The organism is Mucilaginibacter sp., from assembly GCF_041088075.1.
Lineage (GTDB): Bacteria > Bacteroidota > Bacteroidia > Sphingobacteriales > Sphingobacteriaceae > Mucilaginibacter_A.
In genome coordinates this window covers 60144-79260 of the sequence record NZ_JBGCVY010000044.1, presented here as the reverse complement: position 1 = coordinate 79260, position 19117 = coordinate 60144, and the positions used below count along the sequence as shown (strand labels likewise).

Genomic DNA, 19117 nt, shown 5'->3' with positions numbered 1-19117 from the left:
ATTTTCAGTTTGATTTGCCATGCTTCTTTTATCAGCCTAAAAAAAGGGTGGTAAAAGAAGCATGGCGTTTAACTAATGGTAATTTCGCCGCACAAAGGCGTTTCTACCAAACGGGTAATATCGGCAGGGTTTTGATACCGGCCAAGCAGGTACATCAGTTTGGTAACGGCGGATTCAAAAGTCATATCGTAACCGCTCAAAACGCCCATATCTTTTAGCTGCGTGCTGGTTTCGTACCGGCCTAATTCAACCGTTCCCACTTTGCATTGCGAAATATCCAGGATTATCTTACCTTTTTTAATGGCCTTTTTTAAAGATTTGATAAACCAATCATCTGTTGTGGTATTGCCCGCGCCAAAAGTTTCCATCACAAAAGCTTTGGCATCGGCTTTTAAAATGCTTTCCACCGTTTTTTGGCTGATGCCGGGATACAGTTTTAGCACGGCAATATCGGTGTACATATTTTTATGAACCTGAAAAGGCTTTTCTACCGGCTTCAAAATAAAAGCTTCGTTAAAGCTGAGGTGAACGCCAGCTTCGGCCAAAACGGGATAATTGGGCGAGCGAAAAGCTTCAAACTTAGAAGAATTGTATTTGAAGGAACGGTTTCCGCGGAACAATTGCGAATCAAAATAAATGCAAACTTCGGGCACCAACGCTTTTCCGTCTTTTTGTGAAGCTGCAATTTCCAAAGATGTGATCAGGTTTTCTTTGGCATCGGTACGGATTTGGCTGATGGGCAATTGCGAACCGGTTAAAACAACCGGCTTGGTTAACCCTTCCAGCATAAAACTCAAGGCCGAAGCCGTAAAAGCCATGGTATCAGAACCGTGCAAAATGACAAAACCTTCGTAATCGTTGTAATTTTGTTCAATTAAAGAAGCGATCTCTACCCAAATTGCGGGTTTCATGTTGGAAGAATCAATAATTGGGTTGAAAGAATGAACAGTTAAACGGTAATTTAAACGCGCCAGTTCGGGCACGTTAAGGATGATCTGGTTAAAATCAAACGGGCGCAGCATTTGCGTGGCCGGATCATTAACCATACCAATCGTTCCGCCTGTATAAATGATGAGGATATTCGTCATGTTTAGCGTTGGCCCCGTGATGTGTTCATTTCGGTTAAATTTTTCCACCTTAAACCCAAAAAATTTTCTTTGAATTAAAGGTCGTTGTTTCGGCTATCATTTCCACCGGTTGCTGGTGCAAATTGGCTACTTTTTGTGCAATATAAGTTAAATAAGCGCTTTCGTTGGGTTTTCCGCGAAAAGGAACGGGCGGCAAATACGGTGAATCGGTTTCCAGCACCAAATGTTCCAACGCAATTTGCTGCACCACTTTATCCAAACCGGCGTTTTTATAAGTAACCACGCCGCCAATGCCGAGGTAAAAACCCAACTCGATAATTTGGTTGGCCTGCTGCAAATCTCCCGAAAAACAATGAAAAATACCACGCAGTTTTTCGTCGTGTTCCTCTTTCAAAATGGCATAAACTTCATCGAAAGCATTACGGCAATGGATCACGATGGGCAGCGATGCTTCTTTTGCCCACTTAATTTGGGTGCGAAAAGCCTGCTGCTGCTCGGCCAGCAAATCCTGCGCCCAGTATAGATCAATCCCGATTTCGCCGACGGCATAACTTTTCTGGTTTTGGTTCCAGGATGCTTTAATCGTTTCCAACTCCGTTTCCCAGTTTTTGGTAACGCTGCACGGATGCAAGCCCAACATCGAAAAACAGTTTTGCGGATAATTTTGAACTAATTGAGCAACCATCGGCACCGAAGCGGCATCCACATTGGGCAAAAATAAGCGCGTGATCTGGTTATCCAAACAACGCTGCATCATTTCTTTTTGCTTGGCAGCATCGGTTTCGTAATAAAGGTGGGTGTGTGTATCGGTCAAAACCATCGCTTCAAAACTAAATAAAAATGCCTCCTGTTTTTTGCAGAAGGCATGTTTTGCTTATTTTTTCTTTTTTGAAACCGGCTTTTTAACCGATTTTTTGCCGTATACTTTTTTTACCGGTGTTTTTTTAGCAACCGCCGGATGTTTGCCGGGTTTGATGCTCAACAATTCGACATCAAAAACCAGCGGACTGTAAGGCGGAATATCATTGCCCGCGCCACGATCGGCATAAGCCAATTTGGAAGGAATGATGAGGCGCACTTTGGACCCCTGGTTCAGCAACAAAAAACCTTCGTCCCAACCCGGGATAACCTGTCCGGCTTTTACCACAAACTGAAAAGCTTCGTACGGGCGGCCGGGTTGTAAAACGCCTGCTTTTTGCGCTTCGTCTTTTAAGTTGGTGTCGAAAACTTTGCCATCCAACGTACGGCCGATATAATTGACCAGCAGCGTATCCCCAGGCAAAGGTTTTGGTTTTGCAGAAGGTGTGATGATTTGATAATATAAACCCGAAGCCGTAGCTTTTGGAGCCGGACTTAAAGCAGCAACATATTTGGCAATCCTTGAGGTTTCTTCTGTTTTCAGCTTTTCGGACGCTTCTTTGGCTTTAGCTTCGGCGGCTTTGCGCTCGGCAATGGCTTCTTCCAAAGATTGTACTTTTTCGATTTTAAGCAGATAAACCACCGAAGCATTTTTGCCGCTTAAAAACGGCGGGCGGTCTTGCTCGTGGCCTTTGAACAAAGAATCGGCAGGGATTAAAATCCGAACACTGTCTTTTGCCGCCAGCAACGGGAAAATGTCCATCAAATCATCTACGGTTTTTGAAGGCTGAACCTGTGTGGTAAAAGGCTGGCCGCGCTGGTAGCTGCTCATCAAAACAGAATCGCGCTCGGTTTTAATAGCGAGGTTAAAAGTGATGACATCGTTCAGCTTGATGCGGTCGCCGGGATGTGCATCAATAATTTGATACCTTGCCCCTTTTGCCGTGTTTTTCAAAGTGTTTTGTGCCTGAGATAATCCGCCAAAAGCAAAAATCAAAAAGGCGGAAACGAAATAACGTAGTTGCATATATTTTGAAAAAGCCTCCGCGTTTTGGGCGGAGGCTGGTAAAGTGTTTTTTAAACTGAATTATCTTACCGGTGGGCTTTGTGGTGCCTGCTGCCCCGGCATTTGCGGCATCACTGGTTTTGGCGCATTCGGGTTTGGGTGGATGATGTTTTTTATTTCCACATCAAAAGCCAAAGGCGTAAAAGGGGCAATCGGGCCGTAACCCTGCTCGCCGTAAGCCAGAGAAGAAGGAATGACGAACGTAGCTTTTTCGCCTTTGTTCAGCAACTGCAAGCCTTCGTCCCAACCCGGGATAACGGCTTTTTGGCCAACCGGGATTTTAGCAGCCTGATAAGGGCGCATTTTATCATAAAGCGGAGGGCCAACTTTTTCTGCAACTGCTTTGATGCTGGTGTCAAACACTTTTCCGTTTAAACGTTTTCCGGTGTAATCAACTACCGCTGTATCACCCGGCACCAATTTTTCGCCGCTGCCCACTTGTGTTATCACGTAGTTTAACCCGGAAGGCGTTTGTATCGTTTTCAGGTTGTTATCGGCAATGTATTTTTTAATTTTTACAGGTTCTGCAGCCTTGGCTTTGTCCCCTTCGGCTTTAAAATACTCGCCAACCTTTGCCTGGAAAGCTTTGTCGTCCAAATTGCCCCTCGGTATTACTTTCTCAATTTTTAAGGTATAAACGAAGTATTTGCCTTTAAAGCCCGGAGGTTTTGGTTGGCCGCTTTTTTTAACCAAAGTATCGGCATCAATTTTTAAAGTTGCACTGTCGCCCTGGCTCAGCATCATCAAACCGGTATATAAATCGCCTTTGTACATCGGTTTTTGTACTAGTAAATTAGATGCCCGGCCTTGATCGTACGAACTAACCAACAAAGAATCTTTATCTGTTTTGGCAATTACATTCACACTTATAAAATCACCGGCCTTGATTGTTGGACCTGGCGCATCGGTATAAATTTTGTACAACATACCGTTATCGCCTTTTTTAAAGCCACCATTACAGCCTGCAAAGGCAAGTGCTGCAACTGTTAAAAAAACTAAGTTTTTCTTCATTGTTTATTGTGTTAAAAGATTTTTATATTCGGGTAAAAGGGTTTTAAATTGATGGATGACTTCCTCCAAAGTACTTTCTGATTGCCCGCCCGCCGCATTCCGGTGGCCGCCGCCATGAAAGTACTTTTTGCAGATTTCGTTTGCCGGAAAAGTACCGGAAGAACGCAGCGAAAGCTTGATCTTGTCCGGCCGCTCGATGATAAAAGCCGCCAAACGGATGCCTTCAATGGACAAAGCATAATTTACAATGCCTTCCGTATCGCCGGTATTGATGTTGAAACGGTTCAAGTCAGCCTTGCTAACGGTAATTAAAGCGGTATTGTATTCGTGCAGAATTTCAAGTTTTTCACTCAGACAAAAACCAAGAAAACGCAAACGGTTCTCGCTGGCATGGTCATAAACCAATTCATGAATAGTGGCATTATCTGCACCCAAATCAATCAGATCAGCCGCAATGCGATGAACAGTTGAAGTTGTGGTTGGAAAACGGAAAGAACCGGAATCCGTCATGATGCCGGTGTACAAGCAGGTTGCAATATCGGCGGTGATACTGTTTTTATCACCTAAAAGTTCGGCTATAAATTCATAAACCAGTTGCGCGGCAGAAGAGGCAGAAGTGCGCCAATGCCGGAAATCGTCAAAATTTTCAGGGTCGAGGTGATGGTCAACCATGATCTTTTTGGCTGATGAAAGCTGCACCAATTCGCCCATTTCGTTGATACGGGAAAGGGAATTGAAATCGAGGCAAAAAATCAAATCAGCTTGTTCGATCAAAGCGGCCGATTGTTCTTTTTTTTCGGTATAGATCATTACGTCATCGTTTCCGGGCATCCACTGTAAAAAATCGGGATAATCCGTTGGCGTAATTACCTGTACCTGATGCTGTTTTTGTTTAAGGTAATGGTACAAACCCAACGAAGAACCCAACGCATCGCCATCAGGTTTATGGTGGGTGGTGATCACAATTTTTTGGGGCTGGGCCAGTAATTCCTTCAGCTCGGCAAGGTTCAACATCTACTATTTTAAAACGGAACGCAAAGCTAAATAAATAAATGGATTCACGGCTTTTTTATTCCAACTTGGTTTTGGTTTCCTGCCGAAAAACCTACTTTTGCCCTTCAATACACAAACTTACCCTATGGAAACCAACAAAACTTTTACGATGATTAAGCCGGATGCGGTTGCAAACCAGCACATTGGCGCTATTTTAAATAAAATAACCCAGGCTGGTTTTAAAATCGTAGCCTTAAAATACACTGCTTTATCGCCCAAACTGGCCGGCCAATTTTATGCGGTACACGCTGAACGCCCTTTTTATAAAGATCTGGTTGGCTTTATGTCTTCCGGGCCAATTGTAGCAGCTATTTTAGAAAAGGACGATGCGGTGGCAAGTTTCCGTAAACTGATCGGTGCAACCAACCCGGCGCAGGCCGAAGAAGGGACTATCCGTAAAGAATTTGCAGAATCCATCGAAAAAAATGCAGTCCACGGTTCTGATTCTGATGAAAACGCACAGATTGAAGGCAACTTCTTTTTCTCTGCGTTTGAGCGGTTTTAGTTAGAAAAAAGTCGGAAAGTCTGGAAGTCGGAAAGTCGGAAAAGACCGACATGGCTGTCATTTCGACGATAGGAGAAATCTTCTTCAAAGCAAAATACCTTTTCTTGTTGAAAAAAGGTTTCTCTCTTCGAATCAAAAGAACAAAGCCTTACCAAATTAACAGGCATAAAAGAAGCATGGCAAACCGCAAGACCGATAGGCGCGCTGTCATTTCGACCGCAGGGAGAAATCTTCTTCAAAGTTGTCCGGCTTTTCTGGTTGAAATAAGATTTCTCCCGTTGGTCGAAATGACAACCCCTGTCAAATACCTGCAATTTTAGAGTTTTGCGCTTCCAAACTTCCGGACTTTCCCGACTTCCGGACTTTCCCGACTTCTTCCCCATACTTCTTTTAGCACCTAAATTTTAGTCAATGCCACCGCTGGTTTTAATTGGATAACGCAAACGAAACCCAACAAAACGCTTAATCCAAAGATCAACTCGATCCAAATTATCAGAAAACTTAAAAAACATTTCTGTATGATTGTAAGCAAAACCTAAACTTAATTCTGGCAATTTTAAAAACACAAACAGCCATACTGTTTTTATCGGCCTTTTTTAAGTGTTTGGAAGTTGAGAGACATTGATTCATGGTTAATGGATCATGGTTAATGGTTTTTGCAAATGTGTATGAACTATGACCCATGAACTATTGTCTATCAACCATGAACCAAAAAATAAACCAATTTTAAAATTTAACCATGAACTACACACGCAGAAATTTTATTAAAGGCGGAACCATTGCAGGTGTTTCGGCCTTGGCCATGACGGAAATTGTAACGTCCGCTTTTGCAGAAGCCAAAGTGGGCAAAGTTGCCATCGGGCAAAACAACACCCTACTTTTTCAGGGCGATTCGATTACGGATTCGGGGCGGAAAAAAGACGACCCAAACCCGAACAACCCTTCGGCTTTAGGCAACGGTTATGCCATGTTTGCCGGTTCGGAACTGTTGTTTAAGTACCCCGAGAAAAGCCTGAAAGTGTACAACAAAGGCATCAGCGGCAACAAAGTTTACCAACTGGCCGAACGTTGGGACGCCGATTGCCTCGACCTGAAACCTGATGTTTTGAGCATTTTGATCGGCGTAAATGATTACTGGCACAAGCACGACGGCCATTACAACGGCACCGTAGCAATTTACCGGAACGATTTTAAAGCCCTGCTGGAGCGCACCAAAAAAGCTTTGCCCAACGTCAAACTCATCATCTGCGAGCCTTTTGCCGTGCCCGATGTAAAAGCGGTGGACAAAACCTGGTACCCCGAATTCCCGGAATACCAAAAAGCCGCCCGCGATATGGCCCAGGCTTTTGATGCTGCTTTTATCCCCTTTCAATCGGTGTTTGATAAAGCGGTTAAATCTGCCCCCGGCGCTTACTGGACTGGTGATGGCGTGCATCCAAGTTTGGCCGGTGCGCAATTAATGGCCCATGCTTGGGGGGAAGTGGTGAAGGGGTAAGGGTGAAATATTTAAACATTTAATCAAGATGAACAAAAAAGACTTTCCGTTAATAATTTTAGAATCATTGCAAAGTTTTGTTGACCTTAAAGGGAATGCTTTTAATGTCATCAACCCTGAGGATAAATTATTAAAAATAATTGATAGCGATGAAAAATCTTCTTTTTATTTTAATATCGATAAATATGAAAAACAACAAAGTGGAATACATAAGATATTGTTAGACAAAAAACCTATATCAAAAACTAACACTCAAAATCAACAATTTTGGATTGAAGTAAAAGATTTACAACCTCACTTTAACGCATGGTTAGAATTATTAAACAGCTACAATAAAGTAAAATCTTTTTTTGATGATCCAATTATAAATTCTTATACAGAAAGCTACTTTAGTGAATTTGAACTAGTTGATGAAGATGCTAATAGTAATCCTCTTACACCTCGACAAATACTTTTGTTAGACGAACATTTAGAATATATTGAAAATAATATTGAGAACTATCAAAACGAATCGAATGCTTCTCAAATTCAAGAAATAAAAAATGATATAATTGAATTACGCGAAAATTTAACTAATAAATCAAAAGCTTGGATCGTAAAGAATTTATCTAAAAGCTGGGCTAAATTAACTAAACAAGGAACAAGGTTTTTAAAAGATTTTCTGAATGAGGCGAAAAAACAAGTTATTGTTGAAAGTATAAAGTATGCTATAACCCATGGTCAAGATCTTATTTCATAATAAAACCTTTACACAACCTTAACAATGCTTTCTGTAACTAAACAAAATCAAATTCTAGAGATTACATCAAAGTTCAATCCTAAACTGGTTGGTATTTTTGGTTCGTTTGCACGTGGAGAAAATCAACCAGACAGCGACTTGGATATTTTAATTGATTTTGAACAAGACTTAAATCTTTTAGAAATAATTGGTTTAGAACAAGACTTAACAGAAGTTCTTGGAATTGAAGTTGATTTAATCACTTTAAGATCGCTGAATCCGGAATTAAAGAAATACATAGAAAAAGATTTAGTTTTACTTTCGTTACCAGTTCTAAATAAATGAAGAAGGACGAACTTATTTATTTAAACCATATCTTGGATTGTGTTAATAAGATTCGAAACTATACTTATCAAATAAACAAAGATGAGTTTTTGAACAAACCATTAATACAAGATGCAGTCATCAGAAACTTAGAAATTATAGGTGAAGCAACTAAACATTTAACGCAAGAATTTCGATCAAAATATCCAGCGATTGAATGGAAGAAAATTGCAGGAATGCGTGATAAATTGATTCATGATTATATTGGTGTTGACCTCTGGGCAGTATGGGGAGTGGTTGAGCAAATTATTCCCGAATTTCATAATCAGATATTGGAAATTATAAAGATAGAAACTGATAGTTGAGACAAAATTGGCAATCAAATACTTATTTCAAACCTCCACGCCCACCTTTTCCACCACCATCCTTTGCGAACTATAAATCCCACTTTTCCCGCTAAAATAATAAGCCGTAAAACAAGCAATCGCATAATACAACAAATTGCCGCCGCCAAAAAGTTCGACACCCATTAAGGTACAGGCCAAAGGCGTGTTGGTGGCGCCGGCAAAAACGGCAATAAAACCTAAACCGGCCAGCAAATCAACGGGGACGCCAAAAAACACAGCCAAAACATTGCCTAAAGTAGCCCCGATAAAAAACAAAGGCGTTACTTCGCCGCCTTTAAAACCGGTGCCTAAAGTAATGGCGGTGAAAAGGATTTTCCAAAACCAGCTCCAGGAAGTTGCGCCGCCGGCATGGAAAGCGTTAACCAAAGAAACACCGTTTGGATAATCGGAAACGATACCGATGCCCAGATAATCACGGGTGCCTAAAAGATAAGTGAGCGCGATCACCAGTACGCCGCCAACAACCGGAATAAGCCATTTAACAGCGATAAAACTGGCCGCCGTTTTTTGGATAGTGTGTGTTAGTTTGGCAAACAATTGGCTGGCCAACCCAAAAGCAATTCCGGCCAGGATGACTTTCAGGGTCAGCAAAAAATCAATTTTAATAAAAGCAATTTGGTGTGTTGCCGCAAAAGCAGCGATTTGGTATTGCGTATGATGGATTCCCCAGGCCGAACAAGTGATATCCGCAATGATACCAGCCATTAAACAAGGCAGCAAAGCGTTGTATTTTAACTGGCCGATGGCCAAAACTTCCATGGCAAAAACAGCACCGGTTAATGGCGTACCGAAAACGGCGCCAAAACCGGCAGCAATCCCAGCGGACAAAATTATCTGCACATCTGCTTCGCTGAATTTTGCTTTTCGGGCCAATAAAGCGGCCAAGCTGCCGCCCATTTGTACGGCCGTGCCTTCCCTTCCGGCCGAGCCGCCAAATAAATGGGTGATGATGGTGCCGATCAATACCAAAGGCGCCATCCGGAAAGGCACGCCGCCGCCGGGCTGGTGTATTTCATCAATAATTAAATTGTTGCCTGCCGCTGCATTTTTTCCGGCAAAGCGGTACAAAAAATAAATAACAATACCAGAAACAGGCAGTAAAAACAGTATCCAGGGGTGCAGAAAACGGAACTGCGTTGCCCAATCCATCAACCACAAAAAAAGCGCGACCAGCGAACCGATTGCGGCTGCCAATGGCGTGATAAAAACCGTCCATTTTAATAAATGCCGAAGGATGAAATAAACGGAAGGGTTTTTTTTTAATGGAAACATGCCTGCATATCAATTTTTTGCCTCATAAAAGAAGCATTGTTTGCAGGCGCCATCAGCCAATATTGGCGGTTCGATGCAGGAAGACACCATTTCCTGTTGTGTTGGTGCAAATATAAAAGATTGTTTCGGTAGTTGTTTTGTTGATATAAGAGAATAATACCATGCTTCTTTTATCGCCTTAAAATCAAACGTTTATATTTTTTGTCATACCGAAATTTTTTCGGCATCCCATAAGCAAGGTTACAACCGTGAAAGAGAGATCCTGAAACAAGTTCAGGATGACAATTCAATGCTTCTTTTACCACATAAAAATCAGTGCGTTTATTTTTTGTCATGCCGAAATTTTTTCGGCATCCCACTAGAAAGGCTACAACCGTGGAAGAGGGATCCTGAAACAAGTTCAGGATGACAATTTAGTGCTTCTTTTACCACATAAAAATCAAGCGTTTATTTTTTGTCATGCAGAAATTTTTTCGGCATCTCATCAGAAAGGTTTCGATCTTGGAAGAGGAATCCTGAAACAAGTTCAGGATGACAATTCAATGCTTCTTTTATCGCCTTAAAATCAAACGTTTATATTTTTTGTCATACCGAAATTTTTTCGGCATCCCATCAGAAAGGTTCGATTTTGGAAGAGGGATCCTGAAAAAAATTTCAGGATGACAGCACGATGCTTCTTTTACCCGGTAAAAATTGGTGTGTTTGCATCAGCTTAAAAAAAACCAAAACCAAATACCCAATGATTTTTAGGTGGTAAAAGAAGCATAGCAATCTTGTTCATGCCTCAAAAATTGTTTTAACGGATCACGGTTATCGAACCCGAACGCAGCACACGTTCTTTCCGATAAGTATCAACGCCTTCCAAAACCCAATAATAGGTGCCGGTTGGCGTTTTGCTGCCGTTAAAGTTGCCATCCCAGTAATCGGTCAACTGCTTGGTTTCATAAACCTGCTGGCCGTAGCGGTTGTAAATCTTAAAATATTTCAATTGCAATGCGCCTTCGTAACTAATCTTGAACAGGTCGTTCGTTCCGTCATTGTTTGGGGTAAAAACATTGGGCGCAACTATTTTGACCGGCAGCGGCGGGTCAATCGTTACCAATACCGGCAAAACCAACGTACATCCTGCTTTATTGGTGGCTTCAACATAATAAACACCGCTTTTTTTAACCTCGGCCGGATTGTCTAAAACCTCGGTGGCGGCCAGGTTTTTCCAATACGTGTAAACCAAACTATCGCTGCCGGTATGTGCCTTTGTAAGATCGGCCGAAGCCGGAAAAACAACCTTGACAGCAGGATTTAAGGTAAAAACCGGCAGCGAATAAACCTGCACCGAAACCGGGTTTACTTTCGGGCAGCCCGTTGCATTGGTTGCCTTGATGTAGTAAGTGCCGCTGGTGGTTACCTTGTCGGGCGATGGCAAGGCGATTGTAGCGGCGGCATCTTTCCAGTAAGAATAGGTCAGGTTTGCATCGCTTCCGGCCACCAGCGTAGCATTGGTTAAATCAACCGACAGACAAGCCACTACATTTTTAACAACCAGCTTTGGCTGGATGCCGATCACTATTTTTATCGGTACAATTGCTGCACAGCCTATAGTATTTGTCCCTTTTATATAGTAAGTCCCGGCAGAATCAATGGCTTGAGGCGTGTTTAAAGGCACCGTTGCGTCCTTATCTTTCCAATACGTGTAAGTGAGGGCTGTACTGCTGCCTGCAGTTATTTTAGCTTGTGTAATATCTGCTTTATTAGGCTGGCAAACCGGGCCGGGATCATTGACGATAATCGAAGGCGTGTTTTCCAGCTTAACTTCAATGGGTTTAATATCAGAGCAACCGGCCGCATTAACCGCTTTGATATAATAAGTCCCGCTGGTGGTGATTTGGGTTGGGTCAGGTACGTAATCCGTGGCATCCGGGTCGTTGAAATACGAATAAGTTAAGTTCGGGCTGCTGCCCTCCGTCAAACTTGGGTTTTTTAAACTGATGCCGGACTGGCAACCGGAAACAGAGGGTTTAACATTCAAAGTGAGAATATCCGGCGAAGCATGGATGGTGGTATGCAAAGTATCTTCGCAACCCAAACCCGGAAAAGGCACTATCCTTAACGCGTATTGGGTTTGGTCTGGCGGCGCGGGCGAAATTGTCAGCACATTTGAAGTCCCCAATACTTTAGAAAAATCGTTGGTGTACCAGTAATATTCTTTAAAACCGGCCGGTGCCGATAGCTTTACAAACGAGTTGCCGGCACAATAAGTTTCTCCAGTGATGGGCGATGCACAATTCTCGTTTACGTCAATATAAGCATAACCGAAATGGCCACCACGGCTGCAATCGTTGGTTGTAAATTCTAAACGCAGCGTTTTTCCCTGAAGACCAAAAAGATTAATGGTGATGGGCGACCAGGGTTTATAAAAAACACTGTTTGTAGTTTGCTGAAAACCAGGCAGGGCCGATGAGGCAACAAATTCAAAAGAACCGCAGTTGACGTATTGGTTAGAAGCGACATCAAAAACACGGGCCGTAAATTTGGGCTGTTCCCAAACGGCATGATCGGGGTTTTGAAACACCACAGCATAATTATAAATGATACTGTATATACTATTGTTGGGCACTGTAAAAGTGTAGCTTACCCTTTCGGCCTGGCCACCGGTATTGTCATTGCCCAATTTGAGCGAATAAATGCTTCCGTTGGGGCAGGTAACCGGAAATTTGCCATAAGGGTCGAGCTGGTTGGGGGCATATTTAAGTACGGTATGCCTGCCGGGAACAGGGGCAGAAGGCGCTACCGTGATGGCACCGTTAAGCCTGTCAATACTCCCGATATAACATTGCCAGTTTTGCAAAGTGCCCATTTCAAAACCAATATTCTCCGGGCAGCCCGAACCCTGGCCTTTTACCTTGACCGTTGTTAAAATGAAAAAAAGTATAAAAAATGTATGAAATTTCATCTCCCCACCTGTAAAACCGTGCTGCTGATAATTGGTAATTGGCTGGCCAACAGACCTGATAAATCTAACAGAATTTAATTAGAAATGAAACGGGTTATTGAAGTTGTTTATACTTTTAAGGACGCTGTTTTGACTTTGTACGATAAAAAATGAGATGCTTCTTTTATCGGGTAAAAATTGGTGTGCAATTAACAAATGAGTTATTTAAACTTTTGTTATCAATTACTTTATCCATACGTAGGTTTTAAAAGACACACCCCTTGCCCCTCTCGAGAGGGGAAGCATAGCTTATTATCTTTCCAACGTTTGGAAAGGCGTCGTTTACAGGTTCCCCTCTCGAGAGGGGCCAGGGGTGTGTCCTTTATTTTTATGCCATAAAAGAAGCATCCAGAGAATTAAGTTTAAACAACTTCAAATTAGAAAACCAAATTTTACCCGGTAAAAGAAGCATCAATGGAAAAGCAGATTTCCGGAAAAAAACCAGACAACTTGATTTCAAAATAAAAAAGGAGCACCATAACCTGATGCTCCTTTTATGCACTAAAAATTGGTGTGGCTTAAGGGTGTTTATGCTCTTCGGGCTTGTAATTGGCTTTCATTTCTTCCAGCTTTTTCTTCCCGTAGGCAAACTTGGTAATAATTACATATAAAACCGGCACAATAAAAATACCAAGCAAGGTTGCGGCCAACATCCCGCCCAAAACTGTAAAACCAATGGTTTGCCGCGATTGGGCACCTGCCCCGCTTGCAAACACCAAGGGCAAAACGCCCAGTATAAAAGCCAGCGAAGTCATGATAATCGGCCTCAAACGCAGCTTTACGGCTTCCAGTGTTGATTCTTCCAGGTCCATGCCTTTGTCCACCCTTTCTTTGGCAAACTCCACAATCAGGATCGCGTTTTTGGCAGCCAAACCGATCAGCGTGATCAACCCAATCTGGGCATAAATATTATTATCAATATGCGGCACAAACGTTAGAAACAAAATGGCGCCAAAAGCACCGATCGGTACGGCCAGCAAAACGGAAAAAGGAACCGACCAGCTTTCGTATAGCGCGGCCAGGAACAAAAACACAAACATAATGGACAGGCCGAAAATGTAGATGGTTTTGGAACCGGAAGCCAGTTCTTCCCGGCTTAAACCCGAAAACTCGTAGCCATAACCTTGCGGCAAAGTTTTGGCCGCTACTTCTTTTAGGGCAGTTAATGCATCGCCGCTACTGTAGCCCGGTGCCGAGCCGCCATCAATTTCTGAAGACCGGAACAGGTTGTAATGGGAAATAAGCGGGGCGCTTTCTATAACTTTGTAAGAAGTAAGCGTACTTAAAGGCACCATTGTTCCTGCCGAATTCCGCACAAAATATTGCCCCAGGTTTTTTATATCGGTACGATAAGTGGAATCTGCCTGTTCCAGCACACGGAAATTACGGCCGTAAATGGTAAAGTCGTTTACGTAAGTACTTCCCAAATAAGTTCCTAATGCGCTAAAAATATCAGAAACCAGCACACCCATTTTTTTGGCTTTTTCACGGTCAACCTCCAACTGGTAACTGGGTGTACGGGCTGTAAAAAAGGTAAAAGCCCTGGAAATTTCAGGCCGTTTATTGGCTTCGGCCACAAAATTTTGGATTACGCCTTCAAAGCCTTTGATATCCGTACTTGGCTCTTTTTGTTCGATGATGAAAGAGAAACCTGCCGTATTGCCTAAGCCCGGTATGGCTGGCGGAGGGATAACCACAATACTTGCTTCTTTTATCACCGATAATTTTTGCTGCAGTTTGGCAACCATTGCCGTCAATTGCAACGATTTGTCTTTCCGTTCGTCCCAGGGTTTAAGGGAGCAAAAAATAGTACCACTGTTTGATTTATTGGCAAAAGTAACCGCATTTAACCCGCCCAATGCGGCGTAATGCCCTACGCCCGGTATGCTGTCCAGTATGCCCATCATCCGTTTAATCACCGCAACCGTACGGGTGGTAGAAGAAGCTTCCGGCAAATCAAAAGTGATGTAGATCCTGCCTTCATCCTCAGTAGGGATAAATCCGGAAGGTTTGTTTTTAAACAGCAGCAAGGCCCCAACAATGAGACAGACTAATATAATCACCACAAATTTTGCATGATGGATACCTTTGTCAACCCCGTTGCGGTAACGGGAAGTAACGCTTTCAAACCAATCGTTAAACACCTTAAAAAATCTGTCTAACCAAGACGAAGACTTTTTGTCCTTATTGGTCGGTTTTAAAATCAGCGTACATAAAGCAGGTGTTAAAGACAAAGCAACAAAAGCAGAGATCAGCACAGAAATAGCAATGGTAATGGCGAATTGCTGATACAAGCGGCCTACAATCCCCGGGATAAAACCAACCGGTATAAACACTGCGGCAAGGATCAAAGCAATGGCAATTACCGGGGCCGAAATATCCTTCATGGCCTGTAAAGTGGCATCCGTTGGCGACATGCCCTCCTCGTCCATGTGTTGCTGTACGGCTTCTACCACCACAATGGCATCATCCACCACGATACCTATCGCCAGCACAAAACCAAACAGGGTTAAAGTATTGATGGTAAAGCCGAGCGGTATAAAAAATATAAAAGTGCCAATGATGGAAACCGGGATGGCCAATACCGGGATTAAAGTGGCACGCCAGCTTTGCAGGAACAGGTACACTACAATAATCACCAGGACCAAAGCGATCACTAAGGTTTCAACCACTTCTTTTACAGAAACCTGCACCACTGAAACCGACTCGAAAGGCACTACGTAATCCACATCTGCAGGAAACTGCTTTTTAAGCTGGGCCATCATGGCATAAACACCTTCGGCAGTAGAAAGCGCATTGCTGCCCGGTGCCTGGTAAACCAAGAGGTAGGAAGCCCTTTTTCCATCCACAAAGGAATTGCCCGTATAGTTAAACTTGCCCAGTTCTACCCGTGCCACGTCTTTTAAATAAACAATAGAACCGGTAGCCGGATCAGTTTTAACGATGACGTTTCCAAATTCTTCCGGTTTCACCAATCTTCCCTTCACAAAAACAGTATATTCATACACCTGAGAGTTTTTTTGCGGGGGCGCCCCTACCGTTCCGGCAGCTACCTGCACGTTTTGCTCCTGCAAAGCGGCCGTAACTTGTGCCGGCGTAATAGACAATTGAGAAAGCTTGTCGGGCTTTAGCCAGATACGCATACTAAAATCATCGGCACGGGTAAAAATATCGCCCACACCCTTGGTTCTGCCCAAGGCATCTTTAATAAAAATATTGGTGTAGTTGTCCAAAAAAGTAACATTATGTGTCCCTTTTGGTGAGAACAAGGCAACCAGCATCAGAATACTTGGGTTTCTTTTGCGCACGGTTATGCCCAAACGCTGCACTTCCTGCGGTAAGGTAGGCGTGGCGATACTTACCCTGTTTTGTACATCCAGCGTGGCTATGTCAATATTTGTACCTACTTCAAAATTGGCTGTCATGCTCATTTGCCCGTTGCTGGTACTGTTACTGGTCAGGTAAGTCATGCCAGGCGTTCCGTTTACCTGCACTTCCACTGGTGTGGCCACCGTTTGCTCTACCGTTTGGGCATCGGCACCGGTGTAAGTACTGGTAATGTTTACGGTTGGAGGGGTAATTTCTGGATATTGCCCGATGGACAAAGAACTCATGGCCAATAAACCCACAATCACGATAACCAAGGAGATAACCATAGCGGTTACGGGCCTGCGTATAAAAGTTTCTGCAATCATTTGATGCTTTTACTAAGTCTTTTTTAAAAATTATTTGCCTGGTTGGCCTTGCGGTGCCGGTTTTGGTGCACCCAAAGTGATATGGCCGCCATCGCGGAGCCTTTGCAAACCTTCGGTGATGACCTTGTCGCCTTCTTTGATGCCGCTCAAAATAACAATGTTGCTGTTGACTTTCGGCCCGGTTTTTACTTTGATTTGCTTGGCAATGGTATCTTTGGCCAGGTAAACGAAGTATTCGCCCATTTGCTCTACCACCGCTTTGTTCGGGATAACTACCTGATCGCCGGAAGCTTTGTTCAATACATTGATCGAACAGCTCATACCGTCAACCAATTTGTCTTTTGGGTTTGGGAAGCGTACGCGTACTTTGATGGTCCCGGTTTGGTTGTTTACGCCCCTATCTATAACCGCTATTTTGCCCGGATAGGCATACGTTTCGCCGGTAGGCAAAACCATTTTAAAGGTCGAATCCTGTTTTACGCGTTTATTCAGCAACTGGTCAAAACGGCTGATGTTACTTTCATCTACCACAAAATCTACCGCAATCGGGTTTTCGGATGAAATGGTGTTCAACAAGGTGCTGCCCGGGCTAATCTGAGCCCCTAACCTCACTTGCGAAATACCGATGCGGCCGGTAAAAGGGGCTTTGATAATGGAGTAACTTAAATTTGCCCTGGCCGACCGCACACCTGCCGCAGCAGCAGCTACCTGGCTCCGGCTGGTTTCTAAAGTGGCAATGGCATTATCTACCAACTGGCGTGCAACTGCGTCTTGTTTCAGCAATTGTGTATATCGGTCTGCATCTTTTTGCGCCCGGTTAAGGCTGGCCTGCGCGCTTACCAAATTGGCTTGCGCCTGCTGGTACGTGGCTTCATACAAGCGGCGGTCTATCTCGTACAAGATTTTCCCCTTCGGGACTACGTCTCCCTCCTTAAAAAAAATACCGGTAATAAAACCGGCAACCTGAGAGCGCAGTTCAACACTGTTTAAAGCAACTACAGTGCCTGCAAATTGGTCGTAATAAGTAGCGTCTGTTTTTTCGGCAGCCTGTACGTTTACCGGCGTTGGCGGTATGGCCGTGCTCTTTTTTTGTGATTTGGAACAGGATATCCAGGTAGCTGAAACAACTAACAGCACAAGCGTGGTATATTTATTTTTCATGAGGTAGATAAATTCTAATAATTAACCGAAAGGGAACCCAAAGCCCTTTGCAAATCTATTTTGCTGGAAAGCAAGGTAAAAAGCGCATTGTTATAATTTAATTCGGAAGTGCGCAGGTCTGACTGTGCCACAATCACATCCAAATAAGTTTTGATGCCTTCCCGGTATTGCAGAAAAACGACGTTGTACACATCACGCGACAAATCCACGTTCTGTTTCAAAGTCTGCAAATCAAAATAGCTGCTTTTATAGTTGCTCAATGCCTGCTCATATTCTGTGTTGATTTGGGTATGCAGGTTTACGATATCTAAATCGGCGCGATCTACCTGCAACCTGGCCTTGCGCAAATTTTGCAAACGGCGCGTTCCCTGAAAAATAGGGATGCTTAAATTTAGCCCGATCAAAGAGTTAGGAAATCCTTTGTTGTACAGGTCGGAAAACTGGTTGTTCAAAAAATTCACATTGTAGTTTCCGAAAGCACCCACAGATGGCAAAAACCCCCACTTGTAATAACTTACATTTAAGTTTTGGAGGTTGCGCTGGGTTTCCAATTGCTGGTACTCCGGCCGGTTCCGCACATCCAGCATCTGCATAGTATCAATGTGGGTTTCCTGTTCCAAACGAACACTGTCATAAACTGGCATAATTGTCCGTTCGGCCGTAATCCCCATAAATTGCCTTAAAACGGCCGTCTTTGATTTTACCGCTTCCTGGGTGGCTTTGTAACTGGCCAAAGCATTGTTTAAAGCGATGGTGGCCTGTTTGTAATCAATTTTATCTACCACACCGGCCTGGTATTGCGCATAAGCATCTTTTAAAGCAAGCCGCAAACGGGCAATATCCGCATTGATAATGTCCAATTGTTTTTGGGAAAGCAGCACATCGTAAAAAGCCTTGCTTACATCGGCAACAGTATTAACCTGGCTAACTTGTGTGTTTTGCTGGTAGAAACGCCTGGAATATTTTGCACCGCGCGAAGCCAACAGCACATCGTTGTTGTAGATAACCTGGCTTGCACCAAGCGTAAGCGTAGAGTTATTGTACAAACCCAAACGCGTAACCGTAGTACCGCCGGCGGTATTTGGAAAAGCCGAGGTAGGCAGCTCAAAATAATGCTGCAAACTACCAGTCCCGTTTAGCTGCGGCAACCAGGCAGACAAAGCAATATCAATGTTGCGTTCGTTGATTTCCTGGTCAAGCTGTGTTTGCCTCAAAACAGGCTGGTTTTTTAAAGCATATCGGATACATTCCTGCAAAGAAACAACCGGCGAAAGGGAATCCCGTGCTGTTTGTGCTTTTAAAATATAAGGGCAGCAGAACGTAAAGAACAGGATGCAGTAAATTTTACTTATGTTAAAATGCATAACAGGATCAGGTATTACTTCATTTAAGCACAAAATAACTTATATGTTTTAAAATAGTTAATCATATGATTAACATATTAACTTCTTTTTTAGAAAATCAGCTTGTTTGGC

General features: G+C 43.3%; 16 protein-coding genes and 1 riboswitch. Of the genes, 5 read left to right on the top strand and 11 right to left on the bottom strand.

All coding sequences use genetic code 11. The features are described 5' to 3' along the window. Window positions 1-68: 68 nt before the first annotated feature. Genes V5804_RS10580 through V5804_RS10560 form a run of 5 tightly spaced genes read right to left on the bottom strand, consistent with a single transcriptional unit; the run spans window position 69 to window position 5037 of the window. Complete coding sequence (locus V5804_RS10580) at window positions 69-1088, bottom strand: asparaginase (RefSeq protein ID WP_369591355.1); 1020 nt, start codon at window positions 1086-1088, stop codon at window positions 69-71. A gap of 49 nt (window positions 1089-1137) precedes the next feature. Further along, window positions 1138-1908 carry a TatD family hydrolase gene (locus V5804_RS10575; protein WP_369591354.1) on the bottom strand — a complete coding sequence of 257 codons (771 nt, stop codon included), beginning with the start codon at window positions 1906-1908 and terminating at the stop codon, window positions 1138-1140. A gap of 54 nt (window positions 1909-1962) precedes the next feature. Beyond that, window positions 1963-2973, bottom strand: a complete 1011-nt coding sequence (locus tag V5804_RS10570) for an FKBP-type peptidyl-prolyl cis-trans isomerase (protein ID WP_369591353.1) — start codon at window positions 2971-2973, stop codon at window positions 1963-1965. Window positions 2974-3033: 60 nt separating this feature from the next. Continuing rightward, complete coding sequence (locus tag V5804_RS10565; RefSeq protein ID WP_369591352.1) at window positions 3034-4023, bottom strand: FKBP-type peptidyl-prolyl cis-trans isomerase; 990 nt, start codon at window positions 4021-4023, stop codon at window positions 3034-3036. Between the two features lie 3 nt (window positions 4024-4026). Continuing rightward, window positions 4027-5037 (bottom strand): bifunctional oligoribonuclease/PAP phosphatase NrnA, encoded by a 1011-nt coding sequence (locus V5804_RS10560; RefSeq protein ID WP_369591351.1) that lies wholly within the window; start codon window positions 5035-5037, stop codon window positions 4027-4029. A 124-nt stretch (window positions 5038-5161) separates the two neighbouring features. Between V5804_RS10560 and V5804_RS10555 the strand changes: the two genes are divergently transcribed. Further along, a complete protein-coding gene (locus V5804_RS10555) occupies window positions 5162-5581 on the top strand; it encodes a nucleoside-diphosphate kinase (protein WP_369591350.1) in 420 nt (139 codons plus the stop codon). Here the strand turns inward: V5804_RS10555 and V5804_RS10550 are convergent. Next, entirely contained in the window at window positions 5578-5964 is a 387-nt protein-coding gene (locus V5804_RS10550; protein WP_369591349.1) for a hypothetical protein, read from the bottom strand. The two genes, V5804_RS10555 and V5804_RS10550, sit on opposite strands and share 4 nt — an antisense overlap. 356 nt (window positions 5965-6320) lie before the next feature. Here V5804_RS10550 and V5804_RS10545 point away from each other — a divergent pair, with 356 nt between their 5' ends. The 4 genes from V5804_RS10545 to V5804_RS10530 are packed head-to-tail and all read left to right on the top strand — an operon-like array spanning window position 6321 to window position 8483. Continuing rightward, entirely contained in the window at window positions 6321-7076 is a 756-nt protein-coding gene (locus V5804_RS10545) for an SGNH/GDSL hydrolase family protein (protein ID WP_369591348.1), read from the top strand. A gap of 28 nt (window positions 7077-7104) precedes the next feature. After that, a complete protein-coding gene (locus V5804_RS10540) occupies window positions 7105-7815 on the top strand; it encodes a hypothetical protein (protein WP_369591347.1) in 711 nt (236 codons plus the stop codon). 24 nt (window positions 7816-7839) lie between these two features. Next, window positions 7840-8139 carry a nucleotidyltransferase family protein gene (locus V5804_RS10535; protein WP_369591346.1) on the top strand — a complete coding sequence of 100 codons (300 nt, stop codon included), beginning with the start codon at window positions 7840-7842 and terminating at the stop codon, window positions 8137-8139. Further along, window positions 8136-8483, top strand: a complete 348-nt coding sequence (locus tag V5804_RS10530; protein ID WP_369591345.1) for a DUF86 domain-containing protein — start codon at window positions 8136-8138, stop codon at window positions 8481-8483. Before V5804_RS10535 ends, V5804_RS10530 begins: the two co-directional genes overlap by 4 nt. A gap of 27 nt (window positions 8484-8510) precedes the next feature. Here the strand turns inward: V5804_RS10530 and V5804_RS10525 are convergent, their stop codons facing one another. The 5 genes from V5804_RS10525 to V5804_RS10505 form a co-directional block, all read right to left on the bottom strand. Next, on the bottom strand, window positions 8511-9797 hold the full coding sequence (locus V5804_RS10525) for a voltage-gated chloride channel family protein (protein ID WP_369591344.1): 1287 nt from the start codon (window positions 9795-9797) through the stop codon (window positions 8511-8513). Window positions 9798-9833: 36 nt separating this feature from the next. After that, a riboswitch (Fluoride riboswitch) is annotated at window positions 9834-9900 on the bottom strand. A 693-nt stretch (window positions 9901-10593) separates the two neighbouring features. Further along, window positions 10594-12747 (bottom strand): gliding motility-associated C-terminal domain-containing protein, encoded by a 2154-nt coding sequence (locus tag V5804_RS10520; protein WP_369591343.1) that lies wholly within the window; start codon window positions 12745-12747, stop codon window positions 10594-10596. Between the two features lie 557 nt (window positions 12748-13304). Then, entirely contained in the window at window positions 13305-16481 is a 3177-nt protein-coding gene (locus tag V5804_RS10515) for an efflux RND transporter permease subunit (protein WP_369591342.1), read from the bottom strand. A 30-nt stretch (window positions 16482-16511) separates the two neighbouring features. Continuing rightward, on the bottom strand, window positions 16512-17642 hold the full coding sequence (locus V5804_RS10510) for an efflux RND transporter periplasmic adaptor subunit (RefSeq protein ID WP_369591341.1): 1131 nt from the start codon (window positions 17640-17642) through the stop codon (window positions 16512-16514). Between the two features lie 14 nt (window positions 17643-17656). Continuing rightward, window positions 17657-19006 carry a TolC family protein gene (locus tag V5804_RS10505; RefSeq protein ID WP_369591340.1) on the bottom strand — a complete coding sequence of 450 codons (1350 nt, stop codon included), beginning with the start codon at window positions 19004-19006 and terminating at the stop codon, window positions 17657-17659. Between the last annotated feature and the right edge of the window lie 111 nt (window positions 19007-19117).